This is a genomic window from Cellulomonas wangsupingiae (assembly GCF_024508275.1).
Taxonomy (GTDB): domain Bacteria; phylum Actinomycetota; class Actinomycetes; order Actinomycetales; family Cellulomonadaceae; genus Cellulomonas; species Cellulomonas wangsupingiae.
Genome location: NZ_CP101989.1, coordinates 2,753,286 through 2,777,552, shown reverse-complemented (window position 1 = coordinate 2,777,552; position 24,267 = coordinate 2,753,286). Strand labels below are relative to the sequence as shown.

19 protein-coding genes are annotated in these 24,267 nt (G+C 75.6%); 10 read left to right on the top strand and 9 right to left on the bottom strand.

Translation table 11 applies throughout. The features are described from left to right. Nucleotides 1–66: 66 nt before the first annotated feature. A complete protein-coding gene (locus NP075_RS12825) occupies nt 67–636 on the bottom strand; it encodes an MOSC domain-containing protein (protein ID WP_227565562.1) in 570 nt (189 codons plus the stop codon). Nucleotides 637–774: 138 nt separating this feature from the next. Between NP075_RS12825 and NP075_RS12820 the strand changes: the two genes are divergently transcribed. Then, complete coding sequence (locus NP075_RS12820; RefSeq protein ID WP_227565561.1) at nt 775–1,722, top strand: DUF808 domain-containing protein; 948 nt, start codon at nt 775–777, stop codon at nt 1,720–1,722. A 7-nt stretch (nt 1,723–1,729) separates the two neighbouring features. Here the strand turns inward: NP075_RS12820 and NP075_RS12815 are convergent, their stop codons facing one another. Further along, on the bottom strand, nt 1,730–2,191 hold the full coding sequence (locus NP075_RS12815; protein ID WP_372456735.1) for a MarR family winged helix-turn-helix transcriptional regulator: 462 nt from the start codon (nt 2,189–2,191) through the stop codon (nt 1,730–1,732). Nucleotides 2,192–2,244: 53 nt separating this feature from the next. On the opposite strand from NP075_RS12815, the gene NP075_RS12810 reads away from it, so the two are divergent. Further along, nucleotides 2,245–2,460 (top strand): hypothetical protein, encoded by a 216-nt coding sequence (locus tag NP075_RS12810; protein ID WP_227565559.1) that lies wholly within the window; start codon nt 2,245–2,247, stop codon nt 2,458–2,460. Between the two features lie 19 nt (nt 2,461–2,479). Here NP075_RS12810 and NP075_RS12805 read toward each other — a convergent pair whose 3' ends face one another. The 3 genes from NP075_RS12805 to NP075_RS12795 all read right to left on the bottom strand — a co-directional run bounded on the left by NP075_RS12805 (nt 2,480) and on the right by NP075_RS12795 (nt 7,210). Continuing rightward, a complete protein-coding gene (locus NP075_RS12805; protein ID WP_227565558.1) occupies nt 2,480–5,947 on the bottom strand; it encodes a bifunctional proline dehydrogenase/L-glutamate gamma-semialdehyde dehydrogenase in 3,468 nt (1,155 codons plus the stop codon). A gap of 112 nt (nt 5,948–6,059) precedes the next feature. Next, complete coding sequence (locus NP075_RS12800; protein WP_227565557.1) at nt 6,060–6,455, bottom strand: Fur family transcriptional regulator; 396 nt, start codon at nt 6,453–6,455, stop codon at nt 6,060–6,062. Between the two features lie 74 nt (nt 6,456–6,529). Then, nucleotides 6,530–7,210 (bottom strand): NAD(P)-dependent oxidoreductase, encoded by a 681-nt coding sequence (locus NP075_RS12795; protein WP_227565556.1) that lies wholly within the window; start codon nt 7,208–7,210, stop codon nt 6,530–6,532. Nucleotides 7,211–7,337: 127 nt separating this feature from the next. On the opposite strand from NP075_RS12795, the gene NP075_RS12790 reads away from it, so the two are divergent. After that, nucleotides 7,338–8,297: an AraC family transcriptional regulator gene (locus tag NP075_RS12790; RefSeq protein WP_227565555.1), complete on the top strand. Its 960-nt coding sequence runs from the start codon at nt 7,338–7,340 to the stop codon at nt 8,295–8,297. Nucleotides 8,298–8,312: 15 nt separating this feature from the next. On the opposite strand, the gene NP075_RS12785 is transcribed toward NP075_RS12790, so the two are convergent. Beyond that, nucleotides 8,313–9,878, bottom strand: a complete 1,566-nt coding sequence (locus NP075_RS12785) for a UxaA family hydrolase (RefSeq protein ID WP_227565554.1) — start codon at nt 9,876–9,878, stop codon at nt 8,313–8,315. A gap of 207 nt (nt 9,879–10,085) precedes the next feature. On the opposite strand from NP075_RS12785, the gene NP075_RS12780 reads away from it, so the two are divergent. From NP075_RS12780 to NP075_RS12750, 7 genes are all read left to right on the top strand, one after another. Then, a complete protein-coding gene (locus tag NP075_RS12780; protein ID WP_227565553.1) occupies nt 10,086–10,508 on the top strand; it encodes a hypothetical protein in 423 nt (140 codons plus the stop codon). A 147-nt stretch (nt 10,509–10,655) separates the two neighbouring features. Continuing rightward, nucleotides 10,656–11,033 carry a hypothetical protein gene (locus tag NP075_RS12775; protein ID WP_227565552.1) on the top strand — a complete coding sequence of 126 codons (378 nt, stop codon included), beginning with the start codon at nt 10,656–10,658 and terminating at the stop codon, nt 11,031–11,033. 79 nt (nt 11,034–11,112) lie between these two features. Continuing rightward, entirely contained in the window at nt 11,113–11,514 is a 402-nt protein-coding gene (locus NP075_RS12770; RefSeq protein ID WP_256791064.1) for a hypothetical protein, read from the top strand. A gap of 39 nt (nt 11,515–11,553) precedes the next feature. After that, on the top strand, nt 11,554–11,730 hold the full coding sequence (locus NP075_RS12765) for a hypothetical protein (RefSeq protein WP_227565550.1): 177 nt from the start codon (nt 11,554–11,556) through the stop codon (nt 11,728–11,730). Between the two features lie 312 nt (nt 11,731–12,042). Continuing rightward, nucleotides 12,043–14,412, top strand: coding sequence for a carbon starvation CstA family protein (locus tag NP075_RS12760; RefSeq protein WP_227565549.1), 2,370 nt, complete (start codon nt 12,043–12,045; stop codon nt 14,410–14,412). A 1-nt stretch (nt 14,413) separates the two neighbouring features. Beyond that, nucleotides 14,414–14,596, top strand: coding sequence for a YbdD/YjiX family protein (locus NP075_RS12755; protein WP_207338870.1), 183 nt, complete (start codon nt 14,414–14,416; stop codon nt 14,594–14,596). A 166-nt stretch (nt 14,597–14,762) separates the two neighbouring features. Beyond that, nucleotides 14,763–15,230 carry a hypothetical protein gene (locus tag NP075_RS12750; protein WP_227565548.1) on the top strand — a complete coding sequence of 156 codons (468 nt, stop codon included), beginning with the start codon at nt 14,763–14,765 and terminating at the stop codon, nt 15,228–15,230. A gap of 26 nt (nt 15,231–15,256) precedes the next feature. Here the strand turns inward: NP075_RS12750 and recD are convergent, their stop codons facing one another. Genes recD through recC form a run of 3 tightly spaced genes read right to left on the bottom strand, consistent with a single transcriptional unit; the run spans nt 15,257 to nt 24,149 of the window. Next, on the bottom strand, nt 15,257–17,239 hold the full coding sequence (recD, locus tag NP075_RS12745) for an exodeoxyribonuclease V subunit alpha (RefSeq protein ID WP_308054149.1): 1,983 nt from the start codon (nt 17,237–17,239) through the stop codon (nt 15,257–15,259). Beyond that, nucleotides 17,236–20,691, bottom strand: a complete 3,456-nt coding sequence (locus NP075_RS12740) for a UvrD-helicase domain-containing protein (protein ID WP_227565547.1) — start codon at nt 20,689–20,691, stop codon at nt 17,236–17,238. The genes recD and NP075_RS12740 overlap by 4 nt, the downstream gene beginning before the upstream one ends. Continuing rightward, the gene (gene recC / locus NP075_RS12735) at nt 20,688–24,149 is read right to left on the bottom strand and encodes an exodeoxyribonuclease V subunit gamma (protein WP_256791061.1); all 3,462 of its coding nucleotides are present in this window, start codon (nt 24,147–24,149) and stop codon (nt 20,688–20,690) included. The genes NP075_RS12740 and recC overlap by 4 nt, the downstream gene beginning before the upstream one ends. Nucleotides 24,150–24,267: the final 118 nt, after the last annotated feature.

Genomic DNA, 24,267 nt, shown 5'->3' with positions numbered 1-24,267 from the left:
GGTGTTCCGCGTCGCGCCGGGCGGTGACCCCGCCGTCCGGGGCAGCTGCCCCGACGCGCGGGTCCGTCAGGGCAGGTGAGGACGTCGCAGCGCCTCGCCGGCGCGCGACGGGTCCATCGGCACGGGGCTGACCAGCACGGCCGGCCCGCGGTGGAGCACCCCGTCGGTCAGCGGGCGGCACCGCACGCCGCCGCGCCCGCCGCGCATCGCGGGGTGGGCGCCGGGCGCCAGGACGCGGTCCATCCACGCGCAGGGGTTCGCGAACCGGCCCACGCGCAGTCGGACCGCGTCCCCGCCGGACTCCAGGACGATCTCCTCGCCGACCAGGGGGGTCAGGTGCGCGCCGCGCAGCACGACGTTGCGCCGGGCGAGCATCGGGTCGAACCGGGGGACACCGAGCTCGGCGGCGACCGCGTCGAGCGCCTCGACCGCCAGGAGCGTCACCGAGGCGTCCAGGTGCACGGCCCTGCCGTAGAAGCGGTCGCCGACGACGCCCTTGTCGGCGACGACGTCCGCCCGGTCCGCGTCGTGCGTCGGGACGTCGGCGGCCCCGTCGCGCGGCCGGCCGAAGTAGGCGTGCGCGGGCGAGACGAGCAGGTGCAGGATCTCGACGTCGTACCGGTGGAGCGCGCTCACCCCCCGAGTCTGACGGGGACCGGCCGGAGCGACGAGCGCGACGCCGCCGCACCGCGCGCGCCGGACGCGCCGGACGCGCCTACCCTGTCCCTGCGCACGGTCCGCCCGGACGTCGCACGGCACGGACGAAGGTGGCACATGGCAGGCGGTCTGGCGGCGCTCCTGGACGACATCGCGACGCTCGCGAAGCTGGCGGCGGCGTCGATCGACGATGTCGGTGCGGCGGCGGGCCGTGCCAGCGCGAAGGCGGTGGGCGTCGTCATCGACGACACCGCGGTGACGCCGCAGTACGTCCACGGCGTGACGTCGAACCGCGAGCTGCCCATGATCTGGAAGATCGCGAAGGGCTCGCTGCGCAACAAGCTGCTGTTCATCCTCCCCGCGATCCTGCTGCTCAGCCAGTTCCTGCCGTGGCTGCTGACGCCGATCCTCATGGTCGGCGGCACCTACCTGGCGTTCGAGGGCGCTGAGAAGCTGTGGGAGGCGGTGAGCGGCAAGAAGCACGAGAAGCCCGCCGTCACCGCCCCCGAGCAGGGCCCGGACGCCGAGAACCGCATGGTGTCCAGCGCGATCCGGACCGACCTCATCCTGTCGGCCGAGATCATGGTCATCGCGCTCAACGAGGTGGCGGACGAGCAGTTCCTGTCGCGCGCGCTCATCCTCGTCGTCGTGGCGCTGGGCATCACGGCCCTCGTGTACGGCGTGGTCGCGCTGATCGTGAAGATGGACGACATCGGGCTGCGGCTCGCGCAGACGCGCAGCGGGGCCGGAGCGGCGTTCGGGCGCGGACTGGTCAACGCGATGCCGAAGGTGCTGTCCGTCCTGTCGACGGTGGGCACCGCCGCGATGCTGTGGGTCGGCGGTCACATCCTGCTCGTCGGCGTCGACGAGCTCGGCTGGCACGGCCTGTACGACGTCGTCCACCACCTGGAGGAGGCCGTCCACGGTGTCGCCGGTGTGGGTGGGCTGCTGGCGTGGCTCGTGAACACGGTGGCGTCCGCGCTCGTCGGGCTCGTCGTCGGCGCCGTCGTCGTGCTGGTCATGCACCAGGTGCACAGGCGCAAGGGCCACGCCGTGCAGCACTGAGCCGGGGTCAGGGCCGTGCAGCGGCCGTCGCGTCGATGACGAGCTGCGCGGCGCGCCGGACCTCGTCGATCTGCTCGGATGTCAGGCCCAGGCGCTCGACCATCGTCCCGGGCACGGGCTCGGCCCGGTCGCGCATCGCCAGGCCCGTGGCCGTGAGGGCGATCTCGAGCGTGCGCTCGTCGCCCGCCACCCGGGTCCGGGTGACCAGGCCCAGCCTCTCGAGCCGGCGCACGAGCGGGGACGCCGTGGCCGGCTCGAGGTGCAGCAGGTCCGCCAGGTCGCGCAGCGACAGCGGTGCGTGCTGCCACAGGGCCAGCATGGCCAGGTACTGCGGGTGCGTCAGGCCGAGCGGCTCGAGCAGCGGACGGTAGAAGCCGACGAGGCTGCGTGCGGCGGCGGACAGGGTGAGGCAGACCTGGGTCTCGACGGCGAGCGGGTCGATGGCGGGCTGCGACGTCACGGGCCTCATCGTAGGGCTGGCATAGTGTGGGCGTTGACAGTGAGGGCACGAACGGAGCCGGTGTGACCAGGCAGCGCAAGGAACGGCTCGACGCGACGGCGTGGCTCGCGCGGTACCTCGTCGGCCCGGCCCAGGTGACCGACCCGCGTCGCGCCGGGCGTGGCACGACGGACGCCGAGCGGGCCCGTGAGGGTGAGCTGCGCGGCGGGTTCGAGCGGGTGCGCGACGCCTCGGGCCGGGTCTACCTCGTGGCGAGGGACGACGCGCCCGACGCCTGAGCCGCGTCGACCCCAGGTCTCAGGGACCGAGGGGCAGCGCGCGGGACGTCAGGTCGTGCGCGGTGCCGAACCGGTGGGCCGTGACGCTCACGGCCTGCTCCCGCAGGAACGGCAGCAGCTCGATGCGCCCCGCCTCGGTGACGGGGTGGTCCCAGACGGCGACGTCGGGACGGCCGCGCGTCGCGTCCGCCACGGAGGCGGCCGCCGCCCCGACGAGCCGCACCCGACCGGCCCCGAGGGCACCGACCCGCGCGGCCCACGCCGCGTCGTCCTCGACGTGCACCGGCCCGACCGCGTCGACGGCGGCCGCGAGCCCCGTCGGGAGTGCCGCAGGCACCGACGCGACGAGCCGCGCCCCGGCCACCGCCGCGGCGGCGACCACGCGCACGAGGTCGGCCACCGGTGCGCCGGGTGCGAGGCGGACCAGCACCGCCTCGGCCACCGGCAGGTGGCGCAGCACGTTGCGCTCGCACGCGAGCCCGCTGACGTCACGCGCGGCGAACACGTCGCGCCACGCGGCGGCGTCGCTGCCGGCCGCGCGCTCCACGCGGGCGGCCTCGGCCGGGGGGAGGTCGACGCCCGCGGCCGCGACCAGCCGCACGGCGTCGGGGTCCGTCACCGGGGCGCCGGACGTCGCACGGGCCGGCGCCCACCCGCCGAGGCCCACCAGGTAGCTCGGACCGCCGGCCTTGGCGCCCGGCCCCACGGCCGACCGCCGCCACCCCCCGAACGGCTGGCGGCGCACGACGGCCCCCGTGGTGCCGCGGTTGACGTAGAGGTTGCCGGCCTGGACCCGGCCGAGCCAGGTCGCGATCTCGTCGGGGTCGAGGCTGTGCAGGCCGGACGTCAGGCCGTACTCCACGTCGTTCACCAGGTCGATCGCGTCGTCGAGGGTCCGCGCGGTCATGATGCCCAGCACGGGGCCGAAGTACTCGGTGCGGTGCGTGCGCGACCCGCGCCGCACGCCGGTGACGACGCCCGGCGTCCACACCCGGCCCTCGGCGTCCAGCGGGCGGGGGGTCAGCGCCCACGCCTGGCCGCGCTCCAGCTCGGTCAGCCCGGTCAGCAGCTTGCCGGCGGCGGGCTCGATCAGCGGGCCCATCTGCGTGCGGGCGTCGTCCGGTGGCCCGACCGCCAGGGACGACACGGCGTCGAGCAGCTGGGAGCGGAACCGACGCGACGTCGCGACCGACCCGACGAGCACGACGAGGGACGCCGCCGAGCACTTCTGCCCCGCGTGCCCGAACGCCGAGGCGACCACGTCACGCACGGCCAGGTCGAGGTCCGCGCTCGGGGTCACGACGATCGCGTTCTTGCCGCTGGTCTCGGCCAGCAGCGGCAGGTCGGGCCGGAACGACCGGAACAGCTCGGCCGTCTCGTACGCACCGGTGAGGATGACGCGGTCCACGGCCGGGTGGGCGACGAGGTCGCGGCCGAGGGTGTCCTCGTCGACCTGCACCAGGCGCAGCACGTCGCGCGGGACCCCGGCCTCCCACAGCGCCTCGGCCAGCACCGCACCGCACCGCTCGGCGGGCCGGGCCGGCTTGAGGACGACCGCCGACCCCGCGGCCAACGCCGCGAGCGCCGACCCGGCCGGGATCGCGACGGGGAAGTTCCACGGGGGAGTGACCAGCGTGAGGGCCGCGGGCACGAACACCGCGCCGTCGACGTGGTCCAGGCCGCGCGCCAGCTCGGCGTACCAGTGCGCGAAGTCGACGGCCTCCGACACCTCGGGGTCGCCCTGGTCGACGGTCTTGCCCGCCTCGGACGCCATGACCTCGAGCAGGTCGCCGCGGTGCGCCTCGAGGGTCGCGCCGGCACGGTCGAGGACCGCGGCGCGCTCGGCCGCGGGCCGGGCGCCCCACGCCCGCCCGGCCTTCTGGGCGTCGCGGACCAGCACGTCGAGCGTGGCCGCGTCGCGCACTCTCGCGGCGTCGATCCCCGCCACCCCGAGGCGGGACCCCGGCACCCGGGCCAGCACCTCGCGGACCCACGCCCGGTGCTCGCGGACCGCCGGGTCCGTGTCGGGGGTGTTGGTGAACGCGCCGGGTGCGGACGGCGGCACGGCGGCGTGCCGGTCCGGCACCCGGTGGCGGTCCGGGACGGGGGAGCCGACGTCGGCCAGCGACGCGACGAAGCGGTCGCGCTCGCGGTCGAAGAGGGCGTCGTCGTCGGCCAGGTCGAACACCGCGGACATGAAGTTGTCGCTCGACGCGCCCTCCTCGAGGCGCCGCACGAGGTAGGCGATCGCCACGTCGAACTCCTGCGGTGCGACCACGGGCGTGTACAGCAGCAGGCTGCCGACGTCCCGACGCACGGCCTCCGCCTGGCCCGGTGCCATGCCCAGCAGCATCTCGACGTCGACGCCGTCCCGGACGCCGCGCTCCCCGGCCAGCAGCCACGCGTGGGCGACGTCGAACAGGTTGTGCCCCGCGACGCCCAGGCGGACGTTCGCGACGCGGTCGGGCCGCAGCGCCCAGTCGAGGACCCGCTTGTAGTGGGCGTCCGTCGCGCGCTTGCACGACCAGGTGGCCGGCGGCCAGCCGTGCAGCTCGGCCTCGACCTGCTCCATCGGCAGGTTCGCGCCCTTGACCAGCCGGACCTTGATGCCCGCGCCGCCCCCGGCACGGCGCGCGGCGGCCCACTCCTGGAGCCGGTGCATCGCGGGCAGCGCGTCGGGGAGGTACGCCTGGAGCACGATGCCCGCCTCGAGCCGGCGCAGGGACGGACGCTCCAGCAGGCGCGTGAAGACCTCGACCGTGAGGTCCAGGTCCTTGTACTCCTCCATGTCGAGGTTGATGAACTTCGGCGTCGACGAGGCCGCCGCCTGCTCGAACAGCGGGACGAGGCGCTCGACGACGTCCGTGACGGACTGGTCGAACGCCCACGGGGCGTGGGGTGCGACGACCGACGACACCTTGACGGACACGTAGTCGACGTCGTCGCGCGCCAGCAGCCGGCGGGTGCCGGCCAGCCGGCGTTCCGCCTCGCGGTCGCCCAGCACGGCCTCGCCGAGGAGGTTGACGTTGAGGCGCGTGCCGTCGCGGCGCAGGCGTGCGATCGCGGACCCGAGGCGGCGGTCCCCGGCATCGACGACGAGGTGGCCGACCATCTGGCGCAGGACGCGGCGTGCGACGGGCACGGCGACGTCGGGGAGCGCGGGCGCGACCGACCCGCCCAGCCGCAGCGCCGCCCGCAGCGGCGGTGGCAGGAACTGCGGGGGACGCGCGGCGAGCTCCCGCAGCCGCCGCGCGGCGACCCGGTGGTCCTCCGGACGCACGACGCCGTCGACGAACCCGACGGCGAACGCCAGCCCGTCCGGCTCGCGCAGCAGAGCCGCGAGCTGCCGCGCCGCCGGGTCGACGGGCTCGTCGGCAGCCTCGGTCAGCCAGCGGCGCACGAGCGCCACGACCTCGTCGCCGTGCGCTGCCGACCCGGCCGGAGGCCCGGTCGTGTCGTCGGGGCGCGCCGCTGCCGTGTGCGTCATGGTGTCCTCACCGGTCGTGGCCCCCCGTGCCCTGCCGTGCAGGTCCTCCGGCCAGTATCGACAGGCGCCGGGCCCGGCGCACCCCGTCCCCCGGGGGAGCCCGGTCGGGACGTCAGGCGCGGGCGCAGTCGCGGCAGGTGCCCACGAAGTCGATGCTGTGCTCGACGTCGGCGAAGTCGTGGCTGGACGCCAGGGCCTCGACGATGCGCTCGAGCTCGGGGGCCGCGACGTCGACGGTGCGCCCGCAGACGCGGCACACGAGGTGGTGGTGGTGCTCGCTGCGCGGCTCGCACCGCAGGTAGGTGTGCTCGCCGGTGGGCTGCAGGAGCACCTCGAGGTCGCCCTGCTCGGCCATCGCGTTGAGCGTGCGGTACACCGTGGCGAGCCCGATCTCCTGCCCGCGCTGCTGGAGCATCTGGTGGATCTGCTGCGCGCTGCGGAACTCGTCGACGTCCTCGAGCAGCTCCGCGATCGCCACCCGCTGGCGGGTGACCCGCTGACCGATCATCGCCTGCACCTCTCACCGTCCGCACCGTCGCCGTTCTCAACGAGGACACCGTAGTTGAGAATTCCGGAGCGGTGTCACCGGGCGACGGAGGCCGGGGCGGACGCCGGGTCGTGCGACAGCGCGACCGTGGCCGCGACCTGTGCGCCCGGCTCGACCGCGTCGGCGAGGAACCGGCCGACCTGGGTGCGCGAGACCTTCATGCTCCGCTGCGCACCGGTGACCGACGCGAACGCCGCTCCCGGCAGGTCCGCGTCGACGAGGTTGACCGGCTGCACCTCGACCCAGTCCAGGCCGCTGCGGTGCACGATCCTCGCCTGCCGCTCGGTGTCCGCGATCTGCGGGGCGAGCAGCAGCGCGAACATCGCCCGCATCGTGAACGGCAGCAGCGGACGCGTCGCGCCCACGCCGTACGACGTCTGCACGACGAGGCGGCGCACCCCGTGCCGCGCCATCGCGTCCACGACGTGCCGGGTGCCCCGCGAGCGCACGTCGGCGGGCGTGGTGGACGGCCCGCGCAGCCGCACCCGCACCGGGTTCTCGCTGATGCCGAGAGTGACGACCACCGCGTCCTGCCCGGCCATGACGGCGTCGACCGTGACGGCGTCGGTCACGTCGCCGTCGACGCCGCGCACCAGCGGCCCGGTGAGCGCCGACGCGTGGCGCGACAGCGCGGTGACGGTGTGACCGCGGGCGGTGAGCGCGGCGACGGCCGCGCGGCCCGACCCTCCGGTGGCTCCGACGACGAGTACCTGCATGGTGGCCTCCGAGGTCCGCCGGCGGTCCGTGCGACCGCCGCTGGGTCCAGCACACCAGCGCTGGCGTGGACGGTCTATGCTCGTGCGTCGTCGAAGCATGCTCGATCGTCCAGCACCGGGAGGTCCCGTGGGCGGACCCGTCGTCCCGCCGCGCGCCGCGCCCGACCCGGTGGGGGAAGCGCTGCACCGGCTGCGCGTCGCGGGCGTCTTCTACTGCCGCACGGAGGCCGCGGGGCCGTGGGCGGTGGACATGCCCGCCTTCGGCGACTGCCTGTCGTTCCACGTCGTGACGCAGGGCGAGTCGTGGGTCGCGGTCCCGGGGGCCGAGCCCGTGCGGCTGCGCAGCGGTGATCTCGCGCTCGTGCCGCACGGGCGCGGCCACGTGCTCGCCGGCGACCTGGCCGCACCGTCGCTGGGTCGCGTCGACCTGCTCCCGCAGGAGTACGTCACCGAGAGCTACTCCGTGCTGCGGCACGACGGCGACGGCCCGCGCACGACGCTGGTGTGCGGGGTCCTGAGCGTGGACGGGCCCGCCGCGCGGCCGCTGCTGGAGCTGCTGCCGGCGGTCGTGCACGTCCCGGCGTCGTCCGGGACGTGGGTCGGACGCACGCTCGGGCTCATGGCAGCCGAGCTCGAGCACGTGCGCCCGGGCGGGGAGGCGGTCCTCACGCGGCTGGCGGACGTCCTGGTCATCCAGGCGGTGCGCGCCTGGCTCGACGCGCAGGAGCCGGTCACGGGCTGGATCGGCGGGTTGCGCGACCCGTACGTCGGCGCGGCGCTCGCGGCGGTGCACCGGGACCCCGCACGGCCGTGGACCGTCGCGGGGCTCGCCCGCGAGGCTGCGATGTCGCGCTCGGCGTTCGCCGCCCGGTTCACGCAGGTCGTGGGCGTGCCGGCGATGCGCTACGTCGCGACGTGGCGCATGCACGTCGCCGCCGACCGGCTCGCGCGCGGTGACGGCGTCGCGCAGGCGGCCGCGGCCGCGGGGTACGAGTCCGCCGCCGCGTTCAGCCGGGCGTTCACGCGGGAGACGGGAGGGCCGCCGGGGCGCGCCCGGCGCCGGACGGGGGTCGAGGCGGCGTCGTGAGGGCCAGGCGCGACCTCAGGTCACCGCGCCGAGCTGCCAGGGGACGAACTCGTCGCGGCCCAGGTCCAGCTCCTCGCTGACCGTGGCACGCCCGGAGGCGACGTCGAGCACGAGCTCGAGGATCTCGTGGCCCACCTCGTCGATCGTCGCCGTCCCGGTGACGATGCGGCCGGCGTCGAGGTCCATGTCCTCGCGCATCCGCTCGTACATCTCGGTGCTGGTCGCCACCTTGACGCACGGCGCGGGCTTGGCGCCGAGCACGGAGCCGCGGCCCGTCGTGAAGACGACGACCGTCGCGCCGCCCGCCACGATGCCGGTGACCGAGACGGGGTCGTAGCCGGGGGTGTCCATGAACGTGAAGCCGCGGTCGACGACCGGCTCGGCGTACTCGTACACCGCCGTCAGCTCGGCGGTGCCGCCCTTGGCCACCGCGCCGAGGGACTTCTCGAGGATGGTCGTCAGGCCGCCGGCCTTGTTGCCGGGTGACGGGTTGTTGTCGAGGGTGCCGCCGCCGCGACGCACGTAGTCCTGCCACCAGTCGATGCGGTCGAGCAGGCGGCGGCCCACGGCCTCGCTCACGGCGCGGCGCGTCAGCAGGTGCTCGGCACCGAAGACCTCGGGCGTCTCGGCCAGCACGCTCGTGCCGCCCTGGGCCACGAGCAGGTCCGACGCGCGGCCGAGCGCGGGGTTGGCGGTGATGCCGGAGTACCCGTCGGAGCCGCCGCAGTTGAGGCCGAGGACGAGCTCGGAGGCCGGCACGGTCACGCGGCGGCGGGTCTCGAGGTCGTCGAGCATGGTGCGCACGACGTCGACGCCCGCGCGGACCGTCGCGCGGATGCCGCCGGTGTCCTGGATGGTCAGGTGCTCGACGAGCGTGTCGGGCGACGCGGGCAGGTCCGCGAGCAGCCCTTGGACGGCGAGCATCTCGCAGCCCAGGCCGAGCACCAGCAGGCCCTGCACGTTGGGGTGCGCGGCGTACCCGCGCAGCGTGCGACGCAGCACCTGCCCGCCCTCGGACTCGGGCACCAGCCCGCACCCCGAGTCGTGCGTCAGGGCGACGACGCCGTCGACGTGCGGCCACGCGTCCATCACCGGGCCGCGGAACTGGTCGGCGATCATGCGGGCGGTGGAGGCCGAGCAGTTCACGGACGTCACGATGCCGACGTAGCTGCGCGTGCCGACGCGGCCGTCGGCGCGCCGGAAGCCCTCGAACGTGCGCGTCGTGGTAGCCGGCGGGATCGTGACGCGCGCCGTGCCGAACTCGTACGCGTGGGCCACGGAGTCCATGCCGAGGTTGTGGGCGTGGACATGGGCGCCGACCGCGACGTCGGTGGTCGTGCGACCGATGACCTGGCCGTACTTGTGCACCTGGGCGCCGGCGGGAAGGGGGCGGACCGCGAGCTTGTGGCCGCGCGGGACGTCGCTCGAGGCCGTGACGACGGTGTCGCCCAGCGCCACGGAGGTGCCCGCGAGGACGTCCACGACGGTCACCGCGACGTCGTCGCCGGGAGCGAGCAGCAGGGCGGTGCGCGGCGGCGTGGACGTGGCGGCGCCGGAGCGTCCGGGGGAGGCGAGGGACACGGGGTTCCTTGCGGTCGTCGGCGGGGAAAACGCTTACATCGTGCCATGACGAGCCCGTGGCGTCGACGTCGCGACGCCGTGCGCGGGGTCGCCGGTCCCGAGATCGGGTGAGACGGGACGCAACCGGCAACTGCGCCGATAGCATCCACGCAGCGACGGCGAGGTGGCGGCCGGCGACGGGATCCGCGAGCGGTGGAGGTGACGTGCATGTGCCGTCCAGTCGCGCTCGGACGAGCCGCCGCCGCGTTCGTCGGACTGCTGGAGCTGCTCCTGGTGATGGCGATCCTGGGTGCCGGAACGCTCACGGAGCCGTTTGCGCTCTGCCTGCTCGCGGCGTCCGTCGCCATCGCGCTCCGCGCGGCAGTCGTCGGCTGCTACCCCCGCACCGACCGACTCCTCGTCCGTTCGTGGCTCCGGACCTCCGGCATCGACCGCGAGAAGATCCTCGACGTCCGCGTCGTCGCGTACTCCGGCTTCGCCAACCGGTTCAGCGACTCGCGGTTCGTGTCGATGGTGTCGCTCGAGGTCGTGGGTCGTCGCCTGCCCGTCGAGCTCCGGTTCACGGCGGACACGCCGTCCCGCGTGCGTGAGCGCGCCGAGCTGCTCCACGAGGCCGTGATGAGGTCGTGAGCGTCGCCTCGCTCGCCGTGTCGGGACGTCGTGCCCGAGTCCGCGCTGGTGCTCCTGCGAGCCCTGGCCGACGCCCGCCGCGCACGGTCCCGTTCATGACGCGCGCCCGCAGGACCTCCGGGCTCGTCGCACGTCGAGGTCGAGTCGGTGGCCTTCGCGCCGGACGACGGCGCGTCAGCCCTCGACGAGTCCCGCTGGTGGACCGCGAGCGGGTACGTCGCCCCGAGCACGAGTGGTACGTCCGCGGGACGCGCGCCTCGTATCGTCCTCGACCCCGCCTCCCGGGAGAGCTCGAGCGGCCCGGCACCGGACTGGACGACACCCTTCAGCGTCGATGTCGTCACGGACGGCGGGTGGTACGGCGGGGTCGCGGACGAGAACGACGTCCGTGCCCTGGAAGGGCTCGACGACGGCGCGTACATCGTGGACGGCGTGGTCATGACCGAGCGTCAGCTCCTGGAGGCGGAAGGGCCGATCGACTGTCCCGAACCGTCCTCGGGGACGACGGGGGTCGGACTCCGGTGAGGCGGCGATGACACTCCGTGGGGCTCGTTATCGAACCGTCGACTCGGGCTCCCTCGGGTGGCCCGCGTACGCCTTCATGGTGGCCTTCTGCTGGTTGGCGTCGTGGGCGTTCCTCGAGCCGCCATGGCTGTACGTGTCGGCCGTCGGCGGCACCGTCGCCGTCGGTGTCATCGCAGTGTGGCTGCGTTCTGAGCACCTCGTCATCGAGATCTCCGGTGCGACCCTCACGCGTGAGGAGGGGCGCGGGCCCGAGGTCTTCGAGATGTCCGACCTCATCGGTGCGACGTTCCACTGGATCCCGTTCTACGGGTCCGTGATCGACCTCGAGTGGAGCGATGGCCGTGCCCTCGAGGTCCCGGTGGTCTGGGGAACCCGCGAGTTCCGGGCTCAGCTCGCGGCGGCGGTCCGGATGGGCAGTCCCGCGGCAGCCCTGAACGACCCGGGGTCGGCGAGAGCGCTGCGGCGTGCGGGCCTCCTGTGACGGGTCGCGGGGCTGTGTGACGAGGAGGTGGCTCGACGCGTGGAGCTCGTGGTGATCGCCGCCGGCGTGGTCATGGTGGTGCTGACGCTCGTCGACGTGAGGCAGCGCACCGCCGACCGCACCGTGCTGGAGGCGTGGGCGAACCCGTCAGCTCTGCGCTCGGTGTCGCTCGTCGTCTTCCTGGGACTGCTCGTGCTGTGGAGGCTCGCGGAATGACCGGCTACGGGTTCGTCGTCGGTCGACGACGGCCCCGGCCGGGACGATGTGCACACCGCACCGGGAGGCGTCGCCGATCCGCACTCCGACCGCCCCTCGCGGGGTCGCTGACCAGCCGTGAGCGGTGCCTCAGGGCGGCAGACCTGCGCATACGCGGCACCGGGTCGACCCGCCGGTCCGCAGGCACGAAACCTGGTGCGGCGCGAGTGACGTGAGTCCCGTGCGCAATCCTCGGGCGACGTCCACGATGGTGCTGCTCAGGGCCGTCGGGCGGGCGACGATGGCCGCCTCACTGTCACCGACGGAGTTGACATGACGACCACGCAAGAACCGCGCGTGCCCGAATACACGCCTGAGGAACAGGCGGAGATCCTCCGTGACGACGCCGGGGTACCCGTCGGCGTCGTCGAGAAGCCGCGCTGGACGCCGATGAAGGTGGCGCTCTGGGTGGGCATCTCGCTGCTCGGGGCGTTCGGCTGGATGATGCTCGCCGTCGTGCGCGGCGAGGAGGTCAACACGATCTGGTTCGTCGTCACCGCGGTGTCGACGTACGCGATCGCGTACCGGTTCTACGCGCTGTACATCCAGCGGCGCATCATGCGGCCCGACGACCGGCGGGCGACCCCCGCCGAGCGCATCAACAACGGCCGGGACTTCGACCCCACCGACCGGCGCGTGCTCTACGGGCACCACTTCGCCGCCATCGCCGGTGCGGGACCGCTCGTCGGGCCCGTGCTCGCGGCGCAGATGGGCTACCTGCCCGGCACGCTGTGGATCATCCTCGGCGTCGTCGTCGCCGGCGCGGTCCAGGACATGCTGGTGCTCTTCTACTCGATGCGTCGGGGCGGTCGGTCGCTGGGCCAGATGGCGCGCGACGAGATCGGGCGGTTCGGCGGCACGGTCGCCATCATCGTCGTGTTCGTCATGCTGATGATCGTCCTGGCCGTGCTCGCGCTGGTCTGCGTCAACGCCCTGGCCGAGTCCCCGTGGGGCGTCTTCTCGGTCGGCTGCACCATCCCGATCGCGCTGCTCATGGGCCTGTACCTGCGGTACCTGCGCCCCGGCCGCGTCACCGAGGTGTCGATCATCGGGTTCGTCGCGCTGCTGGCGGCGATCATCGGCGGACGCTACGTCGCCGAGTCCTCGTGGGGTGACTTCTTCCACCTCACCCCGACGACGCTCGTCGTGTGCATGGTCATCTACGGGTTCTTCGCCGCCGTGCTGCCCGTGTGGCTGCTGCTCACGCCGCGCGACTACCTGTCGACGTTCATGAAGGTCGGGACGATCCTCCTGCTCGCCGTCGGGATCATCGTCGTGCGGCCCATCGCGCAGATGCCCGACGTCACCGAGTTCGCGTTCAACTCGGAGGGCCCGGTGTTCGCCGGGGCGCTCTTCCCGTTCCTGTTCATCACCATCGCCTGCGGCGCCCTGTCCGGCATGCACGCGATGGTCTCCTCCGGGACCACCCCCAAGATGGTCCAGAAGGAGTCGCAGGTCCGCATGATCGGGTACGGCGGCATGCTCATGGAGTCGTTCGTCGCCATCATGGCGCTGGCCGCCGCGGTCTCCCTCAACCAGGGCATCTACTTCTCGATGAACATGTCCCCGGCGTCGATCGAGCAGACGGCCGGCGAGCAGTACTCGGCCGACGGCACGCCCGAGGAGAACGCCGCGGCCGCCATCGCGAACCTCGGCGTCTCGGACCCGGCCGGCAACCAGCCGGAGGTCACGTGGGACTCCGTCGTCGACGGTGAGGAGGTGACGCTCACGGGCGCCGCTGCCCTCGAGCAGGTCGCCAAGGACGTCGGCGAGCCGTCGATCGTGTCCCGCACGGGCGGCGCACCGACGCTCGCGGTCGGCATGGCGAACATCATGCACAACGTCGTCGGCGGAAAAGCGATGATGTCGTTCTGGTACCACTTCGCCATCATGTTCGAGGCGTTGTTCATCCTGTCCGCCGTGGACGCGGTGACCCGCGTCGCGCGGTTCCAGCTGGGTGACGCCATCGGCAACCTGCTGCCGAAGTTCCGGGACCCGGGCTGGCGCCTGGGGTCGTGGCTCACGACGGGCGTCGTCGTGGCCTCGTGGGGCTCGCTGCTGCTCATGGGCGTCACCGACCCCAACGGCGGGATCCGCACGCTGTTCCCGCTGTTCGGCATCGCCAACCAGCTCATCGCTGCGAGCGCGCTGACGATCGTCACGGTGATGGTCGTGAAGAAGGGCTTCGTGAAGTGGGCCTGGATCCCGTTGGTGCCGCTCGCGTTCGACACCGCGACCACGTTCACGGCGTCGTACCAGAAGATCTTCTCCAGCGACCTGGCGATCGGCTACTGGGCGCTGCACAACGCGACCAAGGACAAGATCGCGGCCGGCGGGCTCGAGGGTGACGCCCTCGCGAACGCCGAGGCCACCGTGCGCAACACCGCCATCCAGGGCACGCTGTCGATCCTGTTCGTCGTGCTCGTCGGGCTGCTCATGGCGACGGCCGTCGTGGCGGTCGTCAAGGCGCTGAAGGCCGGCGCGGGACGCGGGGACGAGGTCGGCACGAGCGAGGACCCCGACGAGCCGTCGCACTTCTACGCGCCGTCCGGGCTGCTGGTGCCGAGCCCGCTCGAGCGCAAGGTCGAGGCCGAGTACGCGGTGGTCGGCGATCCGAAGCTGCTGGCTGGAGGGTCGCACTGAGATGAGGAAGGTGCTCCGTGCCGTGCGGTGGTACGTGCGGGAGATGACGGGTGAGGCGGCGTACGACCGGTACGTCGCCGCGCACGCCACCCACCACGGCGACCACCCGCCGCTGACCCGCGCCCAGTGGTGGCGGGCACGCGACGACGCGCGCGAGCGCGTGGCGCACGAGAGCTGCTGCTGAGGCGAGGGGCCCGGGCCCGGGGCAGGCGAGAGCCGCCCGGGTCCGGGCCTGTCGCGCGCCCGCCTTCGGAAGCGCGGCATCGTCGGCATGACGGTCTCGGGCCTCTGGCCAGGGCAGGGGAAGGTGCGGCAGGGTTCGAGGGTTCGAGGACCCACGTGAGGAGTGGATGGTGCCCGCACAGGGACGGGAGTTCATCAGCGAGGAGCAAGGCCGCGTCAACGCTGCCGCCCTCGCAGCAATCGGCCTCCTGGTGGGAGTCCCGCTGTGCGTGCTCACGTTCGCTGGGCCGTTGCGGCCGGCGTCCGTCGGCGCGTGCGTCATCGGCGCCGTCGTGTACGTCGCATGCTGTCCGGTCAGGCGGCACTGGATCGATGGCGACCGCCTCGTGGAGCAGACTCGGCGTCACGTGACAGCGATGCCCGTCTGCGACATCAGCGGGCTCGACTACGTCTGGGTGCCGCGTGGCGACGACCTCGTGGAGCTGCGTGGTCGGCACTCCTCCGTCGTGATGCGGATCATGGTGATGGAGGAGTCGGCCGCGCTACGTGGCGAGCTGGGAAGGAGGCTGGGTGCGCTGCCCACACGTCCGTCCTTCGATGGTCGCGCCATGCGCGCGCTCTCGATGGGTGCGTGAGCGATGCTGCCGCGGGCCCGCTGCCGCTACCGCGGGAAGCGCAGGCCGCTCGCGCGGCGGACCGGGCGCTCGACCGCGGCCCGCACGGCGTCGGCCGAGCCGACGACGCGCACGTTCTCGCGTGCCCGCGTGATCGCGGTGTAGAGCAGCTCGCGGGTCAGCAGCGGTGACGACGCGGGTGGCAGGACGACGGTGACGTACGTGAACTGGCTGCCCTGCGCGCGGTGCACGGTCATGGCGTGCACGGTCTCGACCGCGGGCAGGCGGTGAGGCCGCACGAGCCGCGGCGCGTGCGGGTCCCCGAACGCCGCGACCACGCCGCCGGCCCCGTCGGCGACGACCACGCCGGTGTCGCCGTTGGACAGCCCGGTCGTCCGGTCGTTCGTGGTGACCAGCAGCGGACGGCCCACGGGCCATGGGCCGTGCGCGCGGTCGCCCGTCGCGTCCTCGACCCAGCGCTGCGCGAGCGCGGCCCACCGGGCCACACCGGCCGGCCCACGGCGGTGCGCCAGCAGCAGCCGGTGGGTGCCGAGCGCCTCGAGCGCGCCCGCGGCGTCACCGGTGAGCGCGGACGCCCGGATGCGCGCGCCTGTCGCCCCGACGTCGACCTGCAGCCCGGGCACCTCGTCGTCGGTGGGCGTGCCACCCGCGGGCTCGACGAGCGACGCGTGCGCACCGCCGGCCCGCAGCAGCTCGAGCGTCGTGTCGGCGTCGCCACGACGCACCGCGTCGGCCAGCGCACCGAGGTCGTGGCCGAAGCGGTGGGGAACGACGAGCCGGACCACGCCGCCGTGCAGGGCGGCTGCGTCGCGTGCGTCGTCGTCGGGGGCGCCGTCGCCCTGGCGGCGCTGGGCAGCCTCCCCGCTCGGCGAGGCCGACCGCGGCACGTCGTCCGGCAGCACCGCCGCCAGCCGGGAGGGGAGGAGCCCGGGGCGCATCGTCCGCGTGACGAGGTCGCCCAGCACCGCGCCGACCTCGACGGACGCGAGCTGGTCCGGGTCGCCGACGAGGACCAGCCGTGCGTCCGGGCGCAGGGCGTCGAGCACGCGCGCGAGCAGCGGCAGGGAGACCATCGACGCCTCGTCGAGCACGACCACGTCGTGGGGCAGCCGGTGCGTGCGGTCGTGCGCGAAGCGCGTGCCCGACGGCCGCCAGCCCAGCAGGCGGTGCACCGTCGACGCCGCGAGCGGCGTGACGGCCGCCGTGTCGGCCGTCCCACCGGCCAACCGGGCGAGCTCGGAGTTCACGGCCTCCTGCAGCCGCGCCGCGGCCTTGCCCGTCGGCGCGGCGAGCGCGACGCGCAGGCCGGGTCCGGCGACGTCGCGCAGGACAGCGACCAGACGTGCGACCGTCGTCGTCTTGCCCGTGCCCGGGCCGCCCGTCAGGACGGTCAGCCGGGACAGGGCCGCGGTCGCCGCGGCGAGGCGCTGGCGGGCGTCCTGCGGGCGGCCGAACCGTGCGTGCACGGCGGCGCGCAGGGCGTCGTCGTCGACGTCGAGCAGCCCGACGAGCCGCGCGTCGACCTCCCGGCGGACGACCTGCTCGTCGCGCCAGTACCGGTCGAGGTAGACGCGCCCGTCGACCCACCGGACGGGACGGTCGGCGGGCCCGTCGACGCCGTCGGCGACCAGCGGGCTGCGGCGCACGGCCGCCGTCCACGGGTCGAGCCCCGGCCAGGGGAGGTCGACGTCCGGGGCCGGGGCGTCGGGGTCCTCCGGCGAGCCCTCGGCCGCGAGCGACGGGGCGTCGGCCAGGTCCACGCACACGGAGCCCGACCGCACCGCGCGCACCGCCAGCGCCGCGGCCAGGTGCACCGTCGGGTCGGCCTCACCGGTGAGCAGCCCCAACCGCTCGGCGACGCGCACGTCGGCCGACGTCAGGACGCCCGCGGCGGCGAAGGTCGCGAGCAGGGGCCCTGCGCGCCACGGCCGACGCGGGTCGCCGGGGTCGACGTCCGCGCCGGGCAGCCCGGGCGGGGTCGTGCCCGTCCACGCCTCGGTCGCGCTCACCGGGACGCCCCCCGGCCGTCGAGGAGCGCGGAGAGCGCCACGACCAGCGCCGCGGGTGGCCGCCACGACACGACACCGCACGGCGAGCCGTCGACCACAGGCGTGTCCGGCCCGCACATGCCGCGCACGAACAGGTACGCCCCGCCGCCCAGGTGACGGTCCGGGTCATACCCCGGCAGCCGCCACCGCAGGAACCGGTGCAGCGCGACGGTGTAGAGCAGCAGCTGCAGCGGGTAGTGCGCGTCGAGCATCGCCGTGCGCATCGCGGCGGGCCGGTAGTGCCACGCGGTGAGCGGCTCGTCGGGCGGGCCCAGGCGGTTGGTCTTGTAGTCGACGACGACGTACCGGGTGTCCCCGTCGACGTCCACGCGCAGGACGGCGTCGATGCTGCCGGTCAGGTACCCGCGCAGCGCGGCCGGCCGGGTCCGCACGTCGGCGTGCAGCGCGTCGAGCCGCTGCGCGTAGGCGGCGAACGGGTCGTCCGGCGGCAGGTGCGCGCGCAGCAGGTCCGCGACGTCGTGCAGCGTCGCCGGGCGGCGGCCGGCCGGGTCCAGGTCCCCGCCCGCGAGCGGGAGCTCCAGGTCCAGCTCGGCCAGCCGGTCCCGCGGCGCGATCTGGGCGAGCGTGCGGCTGCCGAGCAGGGGACCGCCGGGGGTGTGCAGCGCGGGCAGCAGGGCGTCGGCCAGTGCGTCCGGGTCGAGGCCGAGCCCGCGTCCGGGCCCCACGGCCTGCGCGCAGCGGGCACGCAGCTCGGCCGCCAGGTCGTCGGCCGCGGTGTCGACCTGCTCCAGCACGTGGTGCACGAGCGTGCCGAACGCGGTGCCGCCGGGCAGGCCGCCCAGCGGCGAGGGCACCGACCGCAGCGCCGCGACGGCCGCGGGGTCCGGGGTGACGACGGCCAGGACCTCCGGGTCCGGGGCGTCGCCGGAGCCCACGTGCGGCGCGGGCACGGGGCCGTCGGCCTCGTCCTGGATCCCCGGGTCCTCCGGCTCGTCGGCGACGCCGGTGCGGTCGGGGGCGCCCGGTCCGGCGGGGCCCGCGTCGTGCGCGGCCGCCGTCAGCCCGGAGTACGAGGTGCGCCGCCAGGTCGTGTCGACGCCCCGGCGCAGGCGCGCGACCTCGAGCGGGACCGGCTCGCCGCGTGCCGGCTCCCACCGGACCGCCGGCGGCGGCCCGTCGACGGTCTCGTGCACCACCGTCCCGCCCGACCGCACCGCGAGCCCGTCGAACCCGGCGGCGGCCTGGTCATCGCGCGGCACGGGCACGGTGTCCGGCGGCAGCCCTTGCGGGTCGCGCGCACCGAGTGCCAGCCGCCCCACCGCTCCGGACGCCGAGACGGTGCTCGGCGCCCACCACACCACCACCTGGGAGGCGGCCCGCGTCAGCGCCACGTACGCCAGGCGCAGGTCCTCGCCGGACTCCTCGGCCTGGTGGCGCGTGCGCGCGGCGTCGTAGCCCGCGCTGCCCGGGCCGCCGACGTGCAGCCGCCGCGTGCCGTCCTCGTCGTGGTACCGCAGCACGGTCGGGGTGCGGGGCACGAAGCGGTCCCAGGCGAACGGCACCATGACCACCGGGAACTCCAGGCCCTTCGCGGCGTGCACCGTCACCACCTGCACGGCCGCGGCGTCCGTCTCGAGGCGCCGGCTGCGCTCCTCGGCGTAGTCGCCCGCCGCCTGGTCGATGCGCGCGCGCAGCCACTCGGTGAGGGCGGCCGCGCCGAGGCCCGCGTCGCGTGCCGCGGCGTGCAGCACCTCGCCGACGTGCCGCACGTCCGTGAGCGTGCGCTCGCCGTCGACCCGGGCGGCCAGCCGCTCGTGCAGGCCCGCCGCGGCGGCCGCCTGCAGCAGGGCGGCGACGCCCTGGCCGGCCAGCACGTGGGACCAGCCGCGCAGCAGGTCCGCGAGGTCCTCGCGCTCGACGTCGTCCGCACCCGCGAGCCGCGCGGCGTCCCAGCCGACGAACGGCGTGAGCGCCGCCGCCGCGACCCGCGCGGAGTCGCCGGTCGACGCCAGCGCGCTGAGCAGCACCAGCCAGTCGCGTGCCGCCGACGTCGAGAAGACGCTCGACAACCCCGAGACCACGGCCGGCACGCCCGCCGCCGCCAGCGCCTCGCGCACCGCCAGCGCGTCGGCGTTCCGGCGCGCCAGCACGGCCACGTCACCGGGCAGCACCGGGCGCCACCCGTCCCCGTCGCGCAGCCGGGCGCCGTCCAGCGTCCGCACCACCTGCGCGGCCACGTCCCGGTGGACCAGCGAGCGCACGGTGTCCACGCGCGGTGCCGCGCTGCCGGCACCGACCGCGCGGCGGGTCACGCGGCGCACCAGCACGGGCGGACCCCCGTCCAGCCGGCGGCGGGAGTGCGCGGCCTCGACGGGGTGCACGACGATCCGCGGGTCGCCCAGCGCGGCACCGCCCAGGAGGTGCGCGAGCCCGTCGAGCACGGGCCCGTCCGTCCGCCAGTTCCGACTCAGGGTCGACGTGGAGGCGACCTCCCGCGCCTCGAGGTACGTGTGCACGTCGGCGCCGCGGAAGGCGTAGATCGCCTGCTTGGGGTCCCCGATGAGCACGAGCGTGCGGTGCCCGTGGAACGCGGTGCGCAGGATCTGCCACTGCACCTGGTCGGTGTCCTGGAACTCGTCGACCATGACGACGCGGTACGGCGAGCGCACGCGCTCGGCCGCTGCGGAGCCCGTCGCCGGGTCGGTGAGCGCGGCGTGCAGGAGGGTCAGCAGGTCGTCGTAGTCGACGACGTGCGCGGCGCGGCGCCGCCGCACGATCTCGCGCCGGGCGGCTCCCGCCAGGCGGTAGCGGTGGTCCGGGGCGGTGCCCGCCGGTGCGTCGTCGGGCGCGAGCGCGGCCGCGTGGTCGCTGACGGCGGCCCGGGCGACCTCGCGTGCGTCGGCGACGGTCAGCACGGGCACGTCGGCGCCCGCGTACGCCGCGAGGTACAGGTCGTCGACGACCTCGGCCTCGAGGTCCGCGACGTCCGGCAGGAGCGTCGCTCCCGGTTCGACGACGCCGCCGCCGGTCGTGGTGCCCAGCGCGCGCAGCATCTGCTGGCAGAAGCCGTGCGTGGTGGTGATCGTCGCCGCGTCGACCTCGGACAGCGCGACGGTGAGCCGGTCGCGGCGCCGGGCCAGCTCGGCGTCGTCGACGTCCGCGAGGTGCCGCACCAGCGGGTCGTCGCTGGTCCGGGCGCCGGCGTCGCGCAGCGCGCGCTCCGTCGTGACGAGCCGGGCGCGGACCCGGTCCCGCAGCTCGCTGGTGGCCATGCGCCCGAACGTCACGAGCAGGAGCTCGGGCAGGCGCGCGTGCCCCTCGGCGACGTAGCGGGCGGCGAGCGCCGCGATCGTGAAGGTCTTGCCCGTGCCCGCGCTGGCCTCCAGCACGGTGGTGCCCGTGGGCAGGGGGCCGCAGACGTCGAAGACGTCGGTACCGGTCGTGGCGGTCATGCCGGGCCCCGCCCCTCGTGGGTGAGCAGCGCGTCCCAGACCGTGCGCGCCAGGGCGCCCAGGAGCGTGGGCTCGTCCGGCCAGGCGGCGCGGTCGGCCGGCGTCGGGTCACCCGCGACGCCCGTGAGGGTGAAGCCGTCGCCCCAGGCGAGCACGTGGTACTCGTCGGTGTGCTCGAAGCGGTCGCGCAGCACCTGCTGGGCGTCCGCCAGGGCGCCCGCCGGGTCGTCGTGCCCGTGGCGGCGCTGCGCGTACGTGCCGGCGGCGGCGACCGGCAGCGGCAGCGGCGCGCACATCGCCCGGTCCCGCACGGCCACCAGGTCGGCGAGCAGGCGGCGCGCGTCGTCCGGGGACGGGGGAGTGAGCCACGACGTGGCCGCCGTCGCGCGCGTCCCCGGGCCGCGCCCGACGGTCGCGGCTCCGCGGACCGGGGGCGCTTCCGGGCCGGCGACGAGCGCCAGCAGGCGGACCCAGGCCCGGAGCCGGTGCTTGGCCCCCAGCCGGGCGTACACCGCGCGGACCAGGACGTCGCCGTGCACGCCGGGCACCGTGCCGGTCAGGACGCGGCCGCCGGGCAGGGGCACGGTGACGTCGACGGTCGTGGCCGGCGCCCCCAGGACGGGCACGGCCGCCGCGGCGACCGCGGCCACGCGCGTGGCGACGTCGGCGAGCGCCGCACCGCCCAGGTTGCCGGGCGGCACCTTGCCCCGGCGCCGCTCGGCGGCCGCGGCGCGGTCGAGGTCCACCCCGTCCAGCACGGCCGCGAGGAGCCGGTCACCGGTCGCCCAGCCGTCCAGCGGCGCGAGCGTCAGCGGCAGCCGGTCGTCCAGGTCCTCGACCTCACCGGGCACGAGCACGCCGAGCCGGCGGCGGACGAACGCCTTGACCGGGTGCTCCAGCGCAGCCACCAGGTCGTCGAGGTCGAGGACCGGCTCGTCGAGCGGCGGGAGCGGCGCGCCCAGCAGCGGGGGACGGGGCCGTCGCGGGCTGCGGGCGACGACCGCCGCCGCGCGGTCCACGTCGTCGAAGCTGAACGGCCCCGGGCGGCCCAGCGCACCCGGGACGAAGTTGCGCTCGTCGACCGTCTGCAGCGGGTGGTGCACCACGAGGGCCTCGCGGGCCGGTCGCCCGCCGGGCAGCTCGACGGCCTCGTCGACCGCGTCCAGGAGCTCGCCCACGGGCACCGCGGGCGGGCGCGGCGCCCCGGTGCGCTCGTCCGCGCCGCTGTGCACGATCAGCAGGTGGTCGCCCGCGGCCGTCACCGCGTCCAGGAAGAGCTGGCGGTCCTCCGCCCGGCGGTCGCGCTCGCCGACCAGCGGGTCGCGTGCCAGGACGTCGTCGCCGTCGGGTGCCCCGGCCCGCGGGAACACGCCGTCGTCCAGGCCGAGGAGGCAGACCACGCGGTGCGGCACGGCGCGCATCGGCTCCAGCGAGCACACCGTGAGCGCGCCGGTCCGGAAGCCGGTGCGCGTCGGGCGGCCCGCGAGGTACGGGTCGAGCAGCGCGACCACGTCGGGCAGGCGCAGCGGGACGTCGGCCCCCGCGGCGGACGTCCGCGCCTCCGTCAGGACGGCGCGGGCGCCGACCTCCTGCCACGCGTCGGCGGGGTCCGCGGCGGTGAGCAGCAGGAGCGCGCGGTCGAGGGCGTCGAACCACGCGGACGCGGGTCGCACGCCCTCGAGCTCGTCGAGCAGGGCCGTGAGCCGCTCGACGAGCTCGGCGAACCGGCCCGCGAGGTCCACGGCCGTGCTGTCCACGTCGTCCAGCGGCAGCGCCGAGCCGACGAACCTGTGGTCCTCCTCCGCCATCGCGACGCCGAGCAGCAGCCGGTCCGTCGCCGTGCGCCACGTGCCCTGGGCGACGGCGCCGAGGCCGTACCGGGCGCGTCGCACCTGGTCCTCACCCCAGCGCACCCCGGACTCGAGGGCCCACCCGCGCACGCGCTCGAGATCCGCGTCGTCGAACCCGAAGCGCCGGCGCACCGCGGGCAGCCCCGCGAGGTCCACGACCCCCGACGCGGTGACGCGCGACCCGGCGAGCGCGAGCAGCTCGGCGAGCACCCGCAGCAGCGGGTTGGTGCGGGCCGGGGCGCGGTCCGCGACGCGTACCCGCAGGGTGCGGCCGGGGTGCACCGCGGGACGTGCGCCGCCGGGTGCGCCCGCGTCGTCGGGCTCGCCGGGGGTCGCCGCACCGCCGAACGCGGCCACGACCAGCGGTGCGAACGCCTCGACGTCGGGGCACAGCACGACGACGTCGCGGGGCTGCAGCGTGGGGTCGTCGGCCAGGACGCCCAGCACGGCCTCGCGCAGCACCTCGACCTGCCGGCCGCGGCCGTGGCACGCGTGGACCTGGATGCTGCGGTCGTCCGGGCCCACGGCCGTGCGGCCGGCCGGCCGTTCGTCCGCCCGCAGCGCCGCCTGCAGCGCACCGAGCACCGTCGCCGCCGGCGCCGGCGCCGGGTGGTGCGTCACGTCCGCGCCGACGGCCGCGAGGCGCAGCCCGAGCTCGGTCGCGTCCCGTGCCGCCGAGGCGAGCAGGGGGTGGACGGCGATCGTGGGCACGGCGCGCCGCCGGGGCGCGACGCCGGCGGCGTCCGTCGTGGCGTGCCGCTGCGCCCGCTGCCACAGGGCGGCCGACGGGTGCGGCAGCCACAGGTGCACGTCGCGGTGGACCGCCAGCGCGGTCAGCACGTCGACGTGCGCGCGCGGCAGCCGGGTCGGGCCGAGCACGGACAGGCGGGAGGGCAGGTCGACGCGGTCCGGGTCGGTGCGCAGGGCTGCGACGGCGTCGGCGAGCAGCTCGGCGGGGCTCGGCGTGGCGGCGGCGGCGCGGACCGCGCGCCACAGCGGTGCCTGCCAGGCCACGTCGGCCGGCAACGGCGCGCCCGCACCGTCGTCGTCGCGGCCCGCGGCCCACGCGACGACCAGCGACGGACGCTGCGCGGCGTACGCCGCGAACGCCCCGGCGAGGCGACGTGCGAGCCGCAGCCGACGCCCGGCCCGCACGTCGTCGCGGGCGCCCGGCTCGTCGGTCAGGTGCCGGGCGAGGGGGCCGGCCCACGTCATTGCCTGGGCGACGGCGTCGTCGACCGCGCGCAGCACGTGCCACACCAGGCGCTCGGGCTCCCACGGGTCGTCGTCGCGCGAGGTCCCCGTGGCGTCGGCGACGGCCCGCGCCACCAACCGCGCGGGCGGGTCGAAGTCGATGCGTGCGCTCACGCCGGCCTCGCCGTCGGGACCGGCGCCCAGGCGGTGCGAGAGCCGCTGCGCGACCCACCGCTCGACGCCCCGCGTCGGGACCGCGACGACCTCGCGGGCGAACGGGTCGGTCCCCGCGGGCAGGTGCGTCAGCAGGTCGCCGAGCGCGTCGACCAGGACGTCCGCGCGCTCGGACGTGTGCACGCGCAGCGGGCCCGCCGCCCCGGTCGTCCCCGACCGTCCCCGCCCTGCCGCCGTCACCCGACGCACGCTAGCGAACCGCGCCGACAGCGGACGCGTCGTCCACAGCCGGTGCCGCCGCGGACCGGCGGCGCGGCGCGGCGGGACGGGAGGGTGAGGGAGTGACTGGATCGACCTG

Coding starts and splice junctions, on each gene's coding strand:
- NP075_RS12760 (WP_227565549.1), top strand. CDS start 12,043: ATGACGACCACGCAAGAACCGCGCGTGCCCGAATACACGCCTGAGGAA.
- NP075_RS12780 (WP_227565553.1), top strand. CDS start 10,086: ATGTGCCGTCCAGTCGCGCTCGGACGAGCCGCCGCCGCGTTCGTCGGA.
- NP075_RS12755 (WP_207338870.1), top strand. CDS start 14,414: ATGAGGAAGGTGCTCCGTGCCGTGCGGTGGTACGTGCGGGAGATGACG.
- NP075_RS12750 (WP_227565548.1), top strand. CDS start 14,763: ATGGTGCCCGCACAGGGACGGGAGTTCATCAGCGAGGAGCAAGGCCGC.
- NP075_RS12805 (WP_227565558.1), bottom strand. CDS start 5,947: ATGACGCACACGGCAGCGGCGCGCCCCGACGACACGACCGGGCCTCCG.
- NP075_RS12815 (WP_372456735.1), bottom strand. CDS start 2,191: ATGAGGCCCGTGACGTCGCAGCCCGCCATCGACCCGCTCGCCGTCGAG.
- NP075_RS12795 (WP_227565556.1), bottom strand. CDS start 7,210: ATGCAGGTACTCGTCGTCGGAGCCACCGGAGGGTCGGGCCGCGCGGCC.
- NP075_RS12820 (WP_227565561.1), top strand. CDS start 775: ATGGCAGGCGGTCTGGCGGCGCTCCTGGACGACATCGCGACGCTCGCG.
- NP075_RS12740 (WP_227565547.1), bottom strand. CDS start 20,691: ATGACCGCCACGACCGGTACCGACGTCTTCGACGTCTGCGGCCCCCTG.
- NP075_RS12800 (WP_227565557.1), bottom strand. CDS start 6,455: ATGATCGGTCAGCGGGTCACCCGCCAGCGGGTGGCGATCGCGGAGCTG.